This window comes from Stomatobaculum longum (genome assembly GCA_000242235.1).
Lineage (GTDB): Bacteria > Bacillota > Clostridia > Lachnospirales > Lachnospiraceae > Moryella > Moryella longum.
The window spans coordinates 163,094-175,538 of sequence record JH590864.1 but is presented as its reverse complement, the minus strand read 5'-3'; the positions used below and the strand labels follow the sequence as shown (position 1 = coordinate 175,538).

General features: G+C 56.8%; 13 protein-coding genes, 1 tRNA gene, 1 pseudogene and 1 riboswitch. Of the genes and pseudogenes, 4 read left to right on the top strand and 11 right to left on the bottom strand.

Translation table 11 applies throughout. The features are described from left to right. Window positions 1-49: 49 nt before the first annotated feature. A complete protein-coding gene (locus tag HMPREF9623_RS09320) occupies window positions 50-610 on the bottom strand; it encodes a biotin transporter BioY (RefSeq protein WP_009533635.1) in 561 nt (186 codons plus the stop codon). Between the two features lie 157 nt (window positions 611-767). Between HMPREF9623_RS09320 and bioB the strand changes: the two genes are divergently transcribed. The 3 genes and pseudogenes from bioB to HMPREF9623_RS12195 form a co-directional block, all read left to right on the top strand. Beyond that, complete coding sequence (bioB, locus tag HMPREF9623_RS09315; RefSeq protein WP_009533634.1) at window positions 768-1,805, top strand: biotin synthase BioB; 1,038 nt, start codon at window positions 768-770, stop codon at window positions 1,803-1,805. Window positions 1,806-2,265: 460 nt separating this feature from the next. Further along, window positions 2,266-2,529: a SemiSWEET family transporter gene (locus tag HMPREF9623_RS09310; protein ID WP_009533633.1), complete on the top strand. Its 264-nt coding sequence runs from the start codon at window positions 2,266-2,268 to the stop codon at window positions 2,527-2,529. A gap of 105 nt (window positions 2,530-2,634) precedes the next feature. Further along, a pseudogene (locus HMPREF9623_RS12195) lies at window positions 2,635-2,976 on the top strand (transposase); the annotation flags it as partial. A gap of 185 nt (window positions 2,977-3,161) precedes the next feature. On the opposite strand, the gene HMPREF9623_RS09305 reads toward HMPREF9623_RS12195, so the two are convergent. Together HMPREF9623_RS09305 and HMPREF9623_RS09300 are read right to left on the bottom strand one after the other, a co-directional pair. Next, window positions 3,162-3,866 (bottom strand): hypothetical protein, encoded by a 705-nt coding sequence (locus HMPREF9623_RS09305; RefSeq protein WP_009533632.1) that lies wholly within the window; start codon window positions 3,864-3,866, stop codon window positions 3,162-3,164. A gap of 144 nt (window positions 3,867-4,010) precedes the next feature. Further along, window positions 4,011-4,093, bottom strand: a tRNA-Leu gene (locus tag HMPREF9623_RS09300). Window positions 4,094-4,317: 224 nt separating this feature from the next. On the opposite strand from HMPREF9623_RS09300, the gene HMPREF9623_RS09295 reads away from it, so the two are divergent. Next, window positions 4,318-4,596 carry a type II toxin-antitoxin system HicB family antitoxin gene (locus HMPREF9623_RS09295; protein WP_009533631.1) on the top strand — a complete coding sequence of 93 codons (279 nt, stop codon included), beginning with the start codon at window positions 4,318-4,320 and terminating at the stop codon, window positions 4,594-4,596. 13 nt (window positions 4,597-4,609) lie between these two features. On the opposite strand, the gene HMPREF9623_RS09290 is transcribed toward HMPREF9623_RS09295, so the two are convergent. The 8 genes from HMPREF9623_RS09290 to HMPREF9623_RS10990 all read right to left on the bottom strand — a co-directional run bounded on the left by HMPREF9623_RS09290 (window position 4,610) and on the right by HMPREF9623_RS10990 (window position 12,094). Continuing rightward, entirely contained in the window at window positions 4,610-4,951 is a 342-nt protein-coding gene (locus HMPREF9623_RS09290; RefSeq protein ID WP_009533630.1) for an arsenate reductase family protein, read from the bottom strand. Between the two features lie 272 nt (window positions 4,952-5,223). Continuing rightward, a complete protein-coding gene (locus tag HMPREF9623_RS09285; RefSeq protein WP_009533629.1) occupies window positions 5,224-6,336 on the bottom strand; it encodes an ABC transporter ATP-binding protein in 1,113 nt (370 codons plus the stop codon). Between the two features lie 152 nt (window positions 6,337-6,488). Continuing rightward, entirely contained in the window at window positions 6,489-6,881 is a 393-nt protein-coding gene (locus HMPREF9623_RS09280; RefSeq protein ID WP_009533628.1) for a hypothetical protein, read from the bottom strand. A 45-nt stretch (window positions 6,882-6,926) separates the two neighbouring features. Continuing rightward, window positions 6,927-7,937, bottom strand: coding sequence for a FecCD family ABC transporter permease (locus HMPREF9623_RS09275; RefSeq protein WP_009533627.1), 1,011 nt, complete (start codon window positions 7,935-7,937; stop codon window positions 6,927-6,929). Further along, the gene (locus HMPREF9623_RS11000) at window positions 7,934-9,544 is read right to left on the bottom strand and encodes an ABC transporter substrate-binding protein (protein ID WP_009533626.1); all 1,611 of its coding nucleotides are present in this window, start codon (window positions 9,542-9,544) and stop codon (window positions 7,934-7,936) included. The genes HMPREF9623_RS09275 and HMPREF9623_RS11000 overlap by 4 nt, the downstream gene beginning before the upstream one ends. 19 nt (window positions 9,545-9,563) lie before the next feature. After that, on the bottom strand, window positions 9,564-10,859 hold the full coding sequence (locus tag HMPREF9623_RS09265; RefSeq protein WP_009533625.1) for a sirohydrochlorin cobaltochelatase: 1,296 nt from the start codon (window positions 10,857-10,859) through the stop codon (window positions 9,564-9,566). Window positions 10,860-10,898: 39 nt separating this feature from the next. Continuing rightward, entirely contained in the window at window positions 10,899-11,507 is a 609-nt protein-coding gene (locus tag HMPREF9623_RS10995) for a hypothetical protein (protein ID WP_009533624.1), read from the bottom strand. 101 nt (window positions 11,508-11,608) lie between these two features. Continuing rightward, the gene (locus tag HMPREF9623_RS10990; RefSeq protein ID WP_009533623.1) at window positions 11,609-12,094 is read right to left on the bottom strand and encodes a hypothetical protein; all 486 of its coding nucleotides are present in this window, start codon (window positions 12,092-12,094) and stop codon (window positions 11,609-11,611) included. 174 nt (window positions 12,095-12,268) lie between these two features. Further along, a riboswitch (cobalamin riboswitch) is annotated at window positions 12,269-12,443 on the bottom strand. Between the last annotated feature and the right edge of the window lie 2 nt (window positions 12,444-12,445).

Below are 12,445 nucleotides of genomic sequence, written 5' to 3'. Positions count from 1 at the left end.
AACTAAGGTTCTTCGCTCTTTTTTCTTTCTCTTCGATTTTGAAAACGCGTCAGGCGAGGCTCGCCGCTGATCTTGCCTGCAGGAAGCCGTGCAGCCGCTCTCTGACCGGGCGCCCGATGATAATCGCGAGGCCGAGCTTAATGCAGTCGAGCGGGACAAACGGATAGACGCAGACCGCGAGCGCCTTCGAGAGCGCCATCTTGGTCTGTCCGACAAACCACGCGGTGCCGGCCGCATAGCAGATAATCAGCGCGACAAACATCACAACCGCCTGGAGCGGGATGTTCCGGTAGAAGCGCTCCACCACGAAGCCCGTCATCAGCGCCATCAGGATGAAGGCCATCAGATAACCGCCGGTCGGTCCCAGAATCTTTGCCGGGCCGCCGCTGTAGCCGGACATGACCGGAACGCCGACAAAGCCGATCAGCAGATAGATAAGATAGGCAACGGTGCCGTTCCGCATGCCGAGAATGTAGGCAGCGAGGTATACCAAAAGCGGGGTCAGCGAAAAGGGTACTGCGCCGATCGGAATCGACATGGGGCCAAAGATACACATCAGCGCTGTCATCACTGCAATCAATGCCATGTTGCGAATATCCAAACGTTTCATTCTCTACTCTCCTCTTCCTGTGCGTTTTGCACTAACGCCTAGCATACCCGTCCGGACTCCGATTGTCAACCTCGAACATAATTTCGGTTGACAAATTTCGTTCAAACTGGCTATACTGGGCAAGGATTCCATTAAATACATTCGGGAGGCATGCGATATGAACGCATTGAAACTGGCAGAGGAAATCATCGGCGGGCGCCGTCTGAAGCGGGGCGATCGGGAACTCGAGGAGCTTCTGACCGTAGATCTCACGGAGCTCTGTCAGGCGGCGGATAAACTCCGCGAGACCTATTGTGAGGACAAAGTCGATTTATGTACGATTATCAACGGCAGAAGCGGCCGCTGCAGCGAGGACTGCAAGTACTGCGCGCAGTCCGCACACTCGAAGACCGGCTGCGAAGAGTATGCGTTTCTGCCGGAGGATGTGATTGTCGCTGCCTGTAAGGCGAACGAGCGCGAGGGCGTGGATCGCTTCTCCATCGTGACCTCCGGGCGCTCGCTGACCGGCGAAGAGTTCAAGCACGCGCTCGCCGCTTACCGCCGCATGGCCGAGGAGTGCAAGATTGATCTCTGCGCCTCCCACGGCTTTCTGACGAGAGAGCAGCTGCACGAGCTGCACCTCGCGGGCGTCACGAGCTATCACGACAACATTGAGACCTCGCGCCGCTTCTTCCCCGAGATTTGCACGACCCACACCTTTGACCAGAAGCTCGAGACCATTCGCGCCGCCAAGGAAGAGGGGCTCTGCGTCTGCTCCGGCGGCATCATCGGCATGGGCGAGACCTGGGAGGATCGCATCGACATGGCGCTGACCCTCGCCGAGCTCGGCATCGAGTCGATTCCGGTCAATGTCCTGATGCCAATCAAGGGCACGCCGCTCGGCGAGCGCGAGATTCTGAAAGACGAAGAAATTCTGCGCGCACTCGCAATCTTCCGCATGATCAACCCCGAAGCGAATATCCGCCTCGCAGGCGGCCGTTCGGCGCTCTCCGACAACGGCGCGCACAGCTTTGCCTGCGGCGTCAGCGCGACCATCACCGGCAACATGCTGACCACAAGCGGCTCCACAATTCAGCAGGATAAGGCGATGCTTCGCGCAATGGGCAGAGATGTGCAGCCCGAGTGGGAAAAGTATTCGGTGCGCCCCGCCTGCTTCGAAGGCGGCAAAAATAGCGCACAGCAAACTTCGCTGTGACACTGTCTCTTTTTGTTCGCCCAGCCGCAACAAGCGTTTGATGATTCAAAAAGAGGGAATTGGGAATACCGCAGGTAAAGGCGTTTTTATACATGCCGCTGTTCATAGCAACATTCAGGTGAAGAAGCTCGCCTTTGGCATAGGACTTTGCCTTTGCCACACAGAAGGCAATACCTCCCGGTTCTGTTACACCCAGCGCGGGAACCATGTCTTTTGGGATTAGTCGTGTCAATTCATGTATATGTAGAAACCTCTCTGCTTTTGTATTTGACAAGATCAGGCACTTGCATTATTGCAAGTGCTTTTTTATATTCCAAACAGTCAGTTTCTTAAACAATTCGCCAACTAAATAACATTTGACAAAAATATTATAATTTATTACCATTGATTTGTTAAAAGTGGATATTTGCGATATGATTTAATAATTTGTAGAAATCGTGTCCATTGAAAGGAGACGCAGATGACCAAGCAAAAACTTAATCTTTTGGTAGGGTCTATTGGAGCATTTATTGGAATTTTTGTCTTTATTGCCTATATCCCTCAAATTTACTCCAATTTACAAGGGAGCAAAGCGCAACCGTTTCAGCCGTTATTTGCTGCAATTTCTTGCCTGATTTGGGTTATTTATGGGTGGACTAAAGAACCGAAAAAGGACTGGATTCTCATTATTCCTAATTCAGCAGGAGTGATTTTAGGGGGCTTAACCTTTCTTACTGCTTTGTAACTCCATGTAATGAATACAAGAGGGGGCTGTGAAATAAGTCCCTGAAAGAAATAGGACCATTCGTTAATGCGAAAGGTCCTATTTTTGTGGTAAAATTAACTTGGAATGAAAACTTTACATACTAATTGTTGTAATTCAAAACAAGGATATTTACCACTGTTTCTTTCAGATTGTTTGGATCTGCTGGATCCTGTTTTAACATCTGACAGATTGATGGGAGGAATCGATTTAAACAAGTATCTGACCGATATTCCGGCGTACACAACCGGACGATTCAGATATAATCCAGTCAACATGTTAAAAACAGTACTTTTCGGATTTATGACTAGCGGTTACTGCTCTCTAAGAGAACCGGAAGACAACTGCAACGTTAATATCAGGTTCATGTATCTCATGGATCACCGGACTCCGTCATACAGAACCTTTGGATATTTCATCAATGAAATAAAAGATGTTAGGGGAAAGATGAGAAACAGAGCTGCCGCATAGATTCAAAAAAGAATTTCTATGGGGTAGGGGGACTGCGCTTTTTTTTGGTATGCTTTCAGTCATTTATACACAATAAATGCAAAAAGGGAGATGTGAAAAAACTCAATCGAGTTTTTTCGCATCCCCCTCTTTTTGGATTCCGCTCACTTCTTCGCGCTGTCCTGGGCAAAGGTGCGGAAAATCTGCTTGACCTCGCCGTCTTTGATCACAACCGAGATGACCTGCGGGCCCCAGCCCTTGGCCTTGTCGGCCTCGAACGCCTTCTTAATCTGGTCGGCCTGATAGGTGACACCGTTCTGCTGGTTCAGATCGGAGTAGTCCATGTAGACCACATCGCTCGCGAGCTTCAGCTCCTCCGTGCCGATCGAGTAGTAGAGCGGCGTGCCGTCCTCGCTCTCGGTACGGAAGTAGTCGCCGTCCTGCAAAAGGCTCACGCCGCCGTTTGCCACACCGCCGTTGATGATGACCTCCGGGAAATTGCCGGTCTCGGCGTTCTTCTTCTCGATGGTCTTGATTGCGACATTGTGATTCGCGACCTGAATCACATCGCCCGCCTTCAGCGCATTGATTTTTGCCACATCATAGCGGTCAAAGGCAAAGAACTCTGCCTTTACGGTCTTGCCGTTGAAGCTGTCCGCATCCAGCTGCACCGGGAAACCGCCGTTCTGGTGATCGGTCTTGCCCGCCTCGGGTGCAATGATGCTGCCGCCTGCCGCCGTGGTTCCCTCTTCGACCGTAGAAGCCGCAACCGTGGTCTCCGCCGCCGTGCTCTCCTGCTTCGAACCGCCGCAAGCGCTGATGCTGAGTGCCGCCAGCGCCGCAACGCAGAACAATCCTGCTTTTCTCATATAGAACCTCCCGTCATTTACCTGCCATTGTCTTTTGCTCTTGAACCTTAATCTTCATTATACTGGTTTACAGAAATGAATTCAAGCTGCGCCGCGGGTATAAAAAGAGAGGGCTGTGACTTTCGTCACAACCCTCTCATACGCTGCGGGAAATGGGACTTGAACCCACACGGCTTGTGGCCACTAGATCCTTAGTCTAGCCTGTCTGCCAATTCCAGCATCCCCGCTCGGTACTTTGTAATTCTACTATGTCGTTCCGGAGAATGCAAGCACTTTTTTATTTTTTTGCAAAATCAGTTTCGCCGATTGCAAGATCAAGTAGGACAGTTTGAACTCATTCCTACCGCGAATCGCGGGGCAGGGGGTGCCGCTGTTTTCCTGTCATTTATGCGATCTGTCATTCATGCTATAATGGAGCGAAACATTTTTGAGTCTCCGGAAAGGATACCCCATGGCATTTGATTACCCGATTATTCTCACCGAACGTGACGGCCGCTTTCGGGCTGCTTTCCCGGATTTTCCGGGCTGCTACGGCGAAGGCGCAGACCGCGCCGACGCGATCGATGACGCGCGCGCGGAGGGCGTCCGCTGTATTCTCCAGGAACTTGAGGAGGGCAATCCGCTCCCGCTCCGCTCTCTCCCGGAGGATCTCTGCCGAGACAATGCGGGCGAAGTTGTGATGCTGACCCTCACCCTGCCCCGCGAGGAGAACTGGAGCTGGCTCGGTTAAATCGGGCACTATCTCACGCCCAGTTCTTCCAGACCTCGGGCTGATAGCCGACCGTCGCCTGCGCGCCGTTTCGCACGATGGGCTGTCTTAAAATTTCCGGGTGTTCCAGCAAAAAGGCTTCCCTGTCCTCTTCCGCCGTGTGCTGAAACCAGATCACAGTCTCCTTCGCCTTCGCGGCGGTGTCGACCAGAGCTTCCGCGCTGCCGAGCGCCCGGCATACCGCGCGGAGTTCCCCCTTGCTGAGTCCCTTCTCAAAGAGATCCACGCGCTGTACCGGGATGCGGCGCTCCTTAAAATAGCGCTCTGCCTTCTTGACGTCAAAATTCTTGCCGCCGCCGAAAATCTGAATGTTCATATTCCACCTTTCCTCCTATCCCGCTTTCCTTCCGATAATCTGTCATTTCCGCAGATATACACTCGCTATCGTCCCTGCAGGCGCGATTGCGACAGTTCTTTGATGCCCTCTGCCCTCTCGCACTTACGGTCTTTTCCCACATCGATGCTTTGGCTTTCGGCCGTTCTTTCGCACGCCCGCAGGAAGCGCGTGTTGCCCGTGCTCGCAGGCTCGCCCTTGCGAACACTCCTCGACTCTTCGCGATTCGGCCCAAGCGATGCAGTAAGCTCGTTTTATTTCTGCTCTAAAATCCCCTTTGATTCCGCAAGTTCCCGCAAGGCAAGCAGGGCCGCATTGCCGCTTCCGAGCGGCGGCTCCGCCCAGATGACCCGCCTGACCTTTGAGAGACAGGCCTTTGCCGCTTGCAGGTCGGGCGCCGAAACCGGCTCGTAAGGCGCGGTCTCAATGACCTTCTCGGCAAGGCGGATTGCCACCGGATAATCGAGATCCGCGGGGCTGAAAATCCCGGCCGCAAAAGAAGTGCCCTCGCGCCGAAGCCGCCGGTAAACCGGTATGCCGCTCCCGCCGCCCGCGAGTACCAGCGTGTCCGGCGGCGTGCCTTCCGTGCGCCGCGGCAATTCCGCACTGCCGGAGAGCGCGTCGTAGGTAGCGCCCAGTCCGTAAATGCGGCGCATATTCTCTTCGGAAAGCGCCTCTTCCGGTGCAGCCGGCGGCAGCACCTTGCCGTCCGCGACAAGCAGCACGCGGTCGGCACATTTGAGCGCGAGGTCCGGCTCGTGGAGCGAAACCAGAACCGCGAGTCCCTCCCGGGTCGCGAAATCCCGCAGCAAACCGAGGAGCTCTATCTTATGACGAAGGTCGAGAAACGCCGTCGGCTCGTCGAGCAGAATGAGCCGCGGCTCCTGCGCGAGCGCCCTGGCGAGCAGCACGCGCTGGCGCTGGCCGTCACTCAGCTCCGCAAAGGGGCGCTCTCTGAGTTCCTCGGTGCACACATAGGCCATGGCGCGCGCCACCGCCGCGTGATCCTGTTCCCGCAAGGTGCCGAAGCGCCCCGTGTAGGGGTAGCGCCCTGCCTCGACCACCTCGCGCGCCGTTGCAAACTCCGGCTCTCTCCGCTCGGTAAATAAAAGCGCCATACACGCCGCGCGCTCTCTCCCGGAATAGGCCTGCAAATCTTTGCCTTCCAGGTAGATGCTGCCCCCCTGCAGGGCAAGCTGTCCCGCAGCGCTCTTTAAGAGGGTCGACTTGCCCGCACCGTTCGGCCCGAGCAGGGCCATAACCTCACCCGGGTGAAGTTCAAATGCGACCTCCGAGAGCACCACGCGCGCGCCGTAGCCCGTTTTGACCCCCTCTGCCGCTAGTTTTTCCCGCTGCTTATTCCGCATAGCCTCTCCTCCTCTCGATACGCCCTCTGCCTGACAGCACCGTTCTTTTTCTTTTTTAACCGCTGCGCGATGACAAAGCGTTGCCGCAATATCGCGTCTATTGGAATGCATTTGAATGCGAAAAACAATGACGGCGTTTGCTACGTCTCTTTTTATACACCGACTCTCAAGAGCCACGCTTCGATATCGTCTGTCGCTGCCCCCGGGGAAAGCAGCATGGTCTCCGCATTGGTTTCATCTACCAAAATCACTTCTTCGTCACGCGGAAAGTACCGCCTGATCCATAGAATGAAATTTGCGTAATCCCGGATTCTATGTTCCGAATCAAAATACTCCACCGCAAGCGTGCGACGTGTTCGATCGAGTCTCAGTTCAAACCGGAAGCGATTCGCATACCTACTCCAAGCAATATCATAGGCCACAGACTCGCCTTGACGCTGTTCCGTCTCTGTGCCCGGATATATTTTTGCAATCTCCTCCCCGAACGTTCGGATGTCAAATTCTCCGCCTGTTTCGCGCAAGTGTAAAAAACTAGTGACCGACATGTTCCCTCCGCATATCCTCTTATGTTCCGACTGTGTACCGCTGCCTCATTTTCCCCGCCGTTTTACCAGTAGCCACAGCACAATCGGCGCGCCGAAAAAAGAAGTCACCGTGCTGAGCGCAAGCTCGGTCGGCTGAAAGGCTGTCCGCGCAATAAAGTCCGAGGCCATGCAGAAGACCGCGCCACCGAGAAACGAGGCCGGTAGCACGAGCTGCGGCTTGTTGGTACAGAGCAGGCGCTGAATTAAAAACGGCGCGGCCACACCCACAAACGAGACCGGCCCCGCAAAGGCGGTCACGGTCGCGGCGAGCAGGCTTGCGAGGAGAATTAAGAGCGTGCGAAGCCGCATGACATTGACGCCGAGGCTCTCGGCATAGCTCTCGCCGAGCTGCACGGCGCCGAGCGGCTTGGCGAGAAAGAGGAGCGCTACCGCGCAGCCCGCAATGAGCAGTGCCGCTGTCCTGACCTCTGCGAGGCTCATGCCGGAAAAGCTGCCCTGCGACCAGCTGTGCAGGGACACAATCTCCGAGTCCGCCGCAAAACTCAGCAAAAAATCGGTCGCGGCCGAACAGATATACCCTATCATGATGCCGGCCACCAGGAGAGCCGCCATATGGCGCACCCGGCTTGAGACCGCAAGCAGAAAGCCGAGCGAGACCAGCGAGCCGAGAAAGGCGGCGAGCACCAGCGCAAGCGAACTCGTCGCGCGGTTTCGCGCGAAAAAGAGCATCATGCAGATTGCCACCGCAAGCCGCGCGCCCGAGGAGACACCGAGCACAAAGGGGCCCGCAATCGGGTTCGCAAAATAGGTCTGCAGGAGAAAACCCGAGACCGCGAGCGCGCCGCCGAGCAGCAAGGCCATCAGCGCGCGCGGCAGGCGTATCTTGAATAAAATGCTCGCCGCCGGATCTTTGCTGCCCGGCGTACTGAGAAGCGCCCACAGCTTCCCCGGTGAAAAGAGCACCGTCCCCGCGGCGAGATTCCAGTAGAACAACAAAAGCAGCGCAAGGCCGAGAAACAGAAATACCAGCGCGCTCCGCCCTCTCCCCGCACTCATGAGAGTTTCCTCAGATACTGCAGCGGGACATCGGTCTCGCCGTGCAGCACATGGTAAAAGTCGAGCGTCAGACCTGCGACCGCATCCGCCGACTGGTACATGTCGCCGCCGAGCTGATAGACCTCCCCCGCCTGTACGGCCTTGAAATCGGCGAAGAGCTCATCCTTTGCCTTGAGCTCCGCGAGATCTTTGAGCGGCGCCTCCACGGTCGCATTGTAAATCAGTACATCGGCATCGCGCGCCGCCTCGAAAAATGCCTCTCGCGACACGCGCTGCACCGAACTCCTGCCGGCCTCATCCGCGCCGACCCCGACATAATGCCCGCCCGCAAGCTGTATCATCTTCGGCACATAGTCCGTGCGCCGCCGGACGACAAAACTGCCGTCGCGGTTCATCGCAAAGAAGACGACCTGTTTGCCGCTGTCCGCGACATTCCGTAAGGTGTCCATTTTTTCGCACTGCGCGTCAAAAAACCGTTCGGACTCTGCCTGATGATTTGTCAGCACGCCGTAGAGCCGCACCCACTCGGTGCGCCCGAGCGGGTGGCTCTCGTTGCTCGAGTAGTCGACAAAGACCGGAATCCCGAGCCGCTCGAGCATCTCCTTCACCTCGGGCGCGTGCAGTATCATCAGCGACTCGATGGCGAGATTGCAGCCCTCCGATGTGAGGAGCTCGTAGTCCGGCGCGCTGTACTTTCCCGCAAAGCGCATGGCACCGCTCGAAAGCGCCTGCTTCGGCGCGTCAATGTGCCAGCCCTCCGCTCTCGTGCCGGTAAAGCGGACATCGCCGAGCGCCCCGTTTACTTCAAAGAGACTCATTGCCGCCGTCGCCGCGAGGTAGATATGGTCCAGCGGCTGCTGTAAACGCACCACATCACCGGGCAGCTCTTTCGGCGCTGTCTCTCCTTCCGGAATCACCAGATAGCGCGCCGCGCCGTGCACATCGATCAGCGCGAAATTCTTCTCGTAGAAGTATATGTCAAAGGTCTTTGCATAGCGAAGGTCCATCCGTTTAACAAAGCGCAGCCCCGGAATCTCCGGAGCTGCCGCCTGACTTACCTCTTCTGCTTTGACTTCTGTGACTTTGACCTGATGGTCGTACCAGACACCCTTGGTGCCGACGAGGGCGAGCGGGAATTCCGTGTCGAGCGCCGGGACGGGGATATCGAACCCGTAGACCTCCTGCGTACTCCCGTCCTCAAACTTGACCGTGTCGGTTGTTGGCTGTAAGAGCACGGCGCCGTCCTTTTTGGCATCCTCGGCGCGCCCGGGGAAAAGATTGAGGATGCGCTTCGACTGAAGCGACACATGGAGGGTCATCTTCCCGTCCTTTACGGTCAGTGTCCCGCGGTCGTGCATCGCCTCGCTCACATGAAACATCGAGCTGTCCGTCTCAAAGCGCGCCGTATAGACGCCGTCCGGCAATGCAGCGGTCGCCGCGACCTGACTCTCCGCCGTCACCGCTGTCGTCTCTTCCTTCGCCGCCGTCTCGCTGCTACCGGCGCTGCTCTCGGGCGTCTTCGCCCGACAGCCGCCGACAAGCATGCTAAGCCCGAGCGCCAGCGCAAGTAAGCCGCCGACGCCTCGCATCCTGCTGTTTCTCTTCATCTTCTCTCCCTGTCAGTCTTTAGTTTGCCTTGCTCTCGGCCGCCGTGGTCTCGGCTGCGCCGCTCTCTGCCGTCTTGCCCTCGGCCTGGTCGATGGCTGCCTGCGTGTGCGCCGCATAGACCTTCTCAATGTCGACGATACCGCCCATGCCGAGAATCTGGGTCTCGACGCGGTCAAAGTTCTTCGACGCGATAAATTTCTGCACCCAGGAATCGTCCTCCGTGCCTGCCATATCGTTGTGTGCGTGGTCGCCTGCGACAACCATCATCGGGCGAATCGTGACCTTCTTATAGCCCGCCTTCTTGACCGCCTCAATCACAGCGTCGACCGCGGTCTCCTCCGGCTCGCCCTCGACGGTGCCGATGAACACATTGTTGTAGCCGAGCTTCCGCATCGCGGTCTGCATCTCGGAATAGGTGATTGCCGCGGTGTGAGAGGTGCCGTGTCCCAGGAAGACAAACGCCACGCCTTCCTGTCCCGCCTTCTGGACAGAATCAAAACCGCCGTCGGTCACAGCCGCCTGGACAAGCAAGGTCGCGACCTGCTCCTTGTCGGCATTGATCTCCTCCGCGTCCTTGCCCACTTCGCCGAGCAGCGGCTCTGCGAGCGCGACCTTTGCGAAGTCCGCCTTGTGCTTGTCGAGCGTCTCCTTTAACTCATCGTACTCCTTGCCCTGCATGAGGTGGGTCGGCTGGACAATGAGCTCTTTGACGCCGTTCTTCTTGGCGCGCTCCAGTGCCTGCTCCACATTGTCAATCTTCTCGCCGTCCCGCGCGAGGATGTGGTTCATGATGATCTGAGACGTAAAGGCACGGCGCACGCTGTAGTCCGGGAACTGCTTTGCGAGATAGGACTCGATGCCGCCGATATCCTTCGCGCGGCTGTCGTTATAGGACGTGCCGAAGCTCACCACCAGAATCTCCTTCCCACCGATCTCATCCTGGTTTAAGGGATTGTCCTTTGTCACATCGCCGGTGTCCAGACCGAAATACTCCGGTGACGCGTGCTCGCCCTTCACCTCTGCCTTTGCGCTGTCACTCAAAGCGTCCCAAGCCTCCTTTGCCTCTTTGCAAAGCTTCTCCGTGTCCTCGCTCCAGTTCTGGACATAGATTGCATCAATCTTCTTGCCGACCTCTGCCGCCTTAGCCTTCTCTTCATCGGTCGCAGGGGCCAGTGTCGTCGCTTCTGTCGCTTCCGTTGCCTGCGTCTCCGCCGCGCTCACGGTCTCCGGCTTCTTTTCTTCTTTTTTGCCGCCGCAGGCTGTGACCGCCAGGGCCGCCGTCAATGCCAACAATGCAAGCTTTGTCTTTCTCATCTCTCCGCTCCTTTATGAATGTGCTGTTTGCCGAAGTCCTTACTTCTGCAGTTCGAATGTGAGCTGATAGTCGATTGCATGCGGCGTGCTCATCGCCGTCGTATCGCCGACCATCGCAAGCGGCTTATCGAGCTCCGTGACCGAAACCATAAAGACCGAGTGGCCGTTCTGGATCTCCGGCGTAAAGCGAATGCCCTCGACTTCCATGTAGTCGTACTTGTCACTGCTCCAGACAATCTTTGCCGTCGCTCTGCCGTCCTTCACCGTGAGCTCGGTCGGGCTCGCAATCTTTGCTCTGCCGCTGCCGCCGGAAAGCGTCACATTGACCTGATAGGTTCCGTCGGCAACCGTCAGTTTCTCGTGCTTCTCCGCGAGCATCTGTGCCGCTGCCTCGGCCTGTGCCGTGATATCGTCGCCCGCCTTGAAATCCTCTGCCTTGAAGTCCGCAAGCTTCTTTTCGCCTTCGCTCGCCGCGCTCTCGCCCTTCGATGCCGCATCGGATGCTGCGCTCTCGCCTGCCGAAGACATCGCTGCCGCCGTGCTCTCGGCAGCCGAAGCCGCGCTCTCCGCCTTCTTTGCGCCGCAACCCGCTGCGAGAACGGCTGCGAGCGCCGCTATTGCCACCGCTACTCCGTATTTCTTCTTCATTGCCTAACCCCTCTGTCTATTTATTCCTCAAAACCGTCTCTGTTCGCATAAAAAGAGGCTCATCCTCGCGGAGAGCCTCTGGCATTTCAGCAAACAGTATCTTATCTGGACTCGGAAACCGTGGTCTCGCCGGCCTTGTCAGCACCCGCAGCAGCTTTATCTACTGCCTCGCCTGCCTTCTCTGCCGCTTTGCCCGCCTTGTCGGCTGCCTCACCGGCCTTCTCCGCCGCTTCGCCCGCAGCCTTCTCGCCGGCCTTCGCCGCATCGGAGCCTGCCTTCGCCGCATCGGAAGCCGCCTTGTTTGCGCCCTCCGCTGCTGCGGAAGCTGCATCGGAGCCTGCCTTTGCCGCGTCGGAAGCTACTTTGTTCGCCTCTTTAACCGCGCCGGAAGCTGCCTTGCTCGCCTCTTCGACACCGCTGGAAGCTGCCGCATTTGCGCTCTCCACCATGCTGGAAGCGGACTCCACAGCACCGGAAACCGACTCGGAAGCTGCCTTGCTCTCGTCCTTCTTGCTGCTACAGCCGGTCGCCAGAACTGCCGCGAGCGCTGCTGCCACTAAAACTGCTCCAACTTTAACTTTCTTCATTTCAATTTCCTCCCTTTGCATGAAATTATGCCGTTTCATTGTAACATATCCGCGCAAAAATTCCAAATAAAGTGCAAAGAGAGACTCATCTTTGCAGAGAGCCTCTCTTTGTCACACAAAGAAGAGGCAGCTCGCCTCTTCTCTGCGTTCCCGGACAGGCACTCGTGCTCAGGAAGGTACTTAAAAGACAGGGCCGGTCTCCCGGCTCGCGGCTCACAGCCCCTTGTCTGCCTTCCCGCTCTCGCAGTGACAGACGGACTCCCCGCATACGGTGACGAGTTCGCGCAGATTCTGCTGCTTCCCGATTATCCGGAGATCTCTCTCCGGCACCCTGCCTTTATTTTTTCGTGT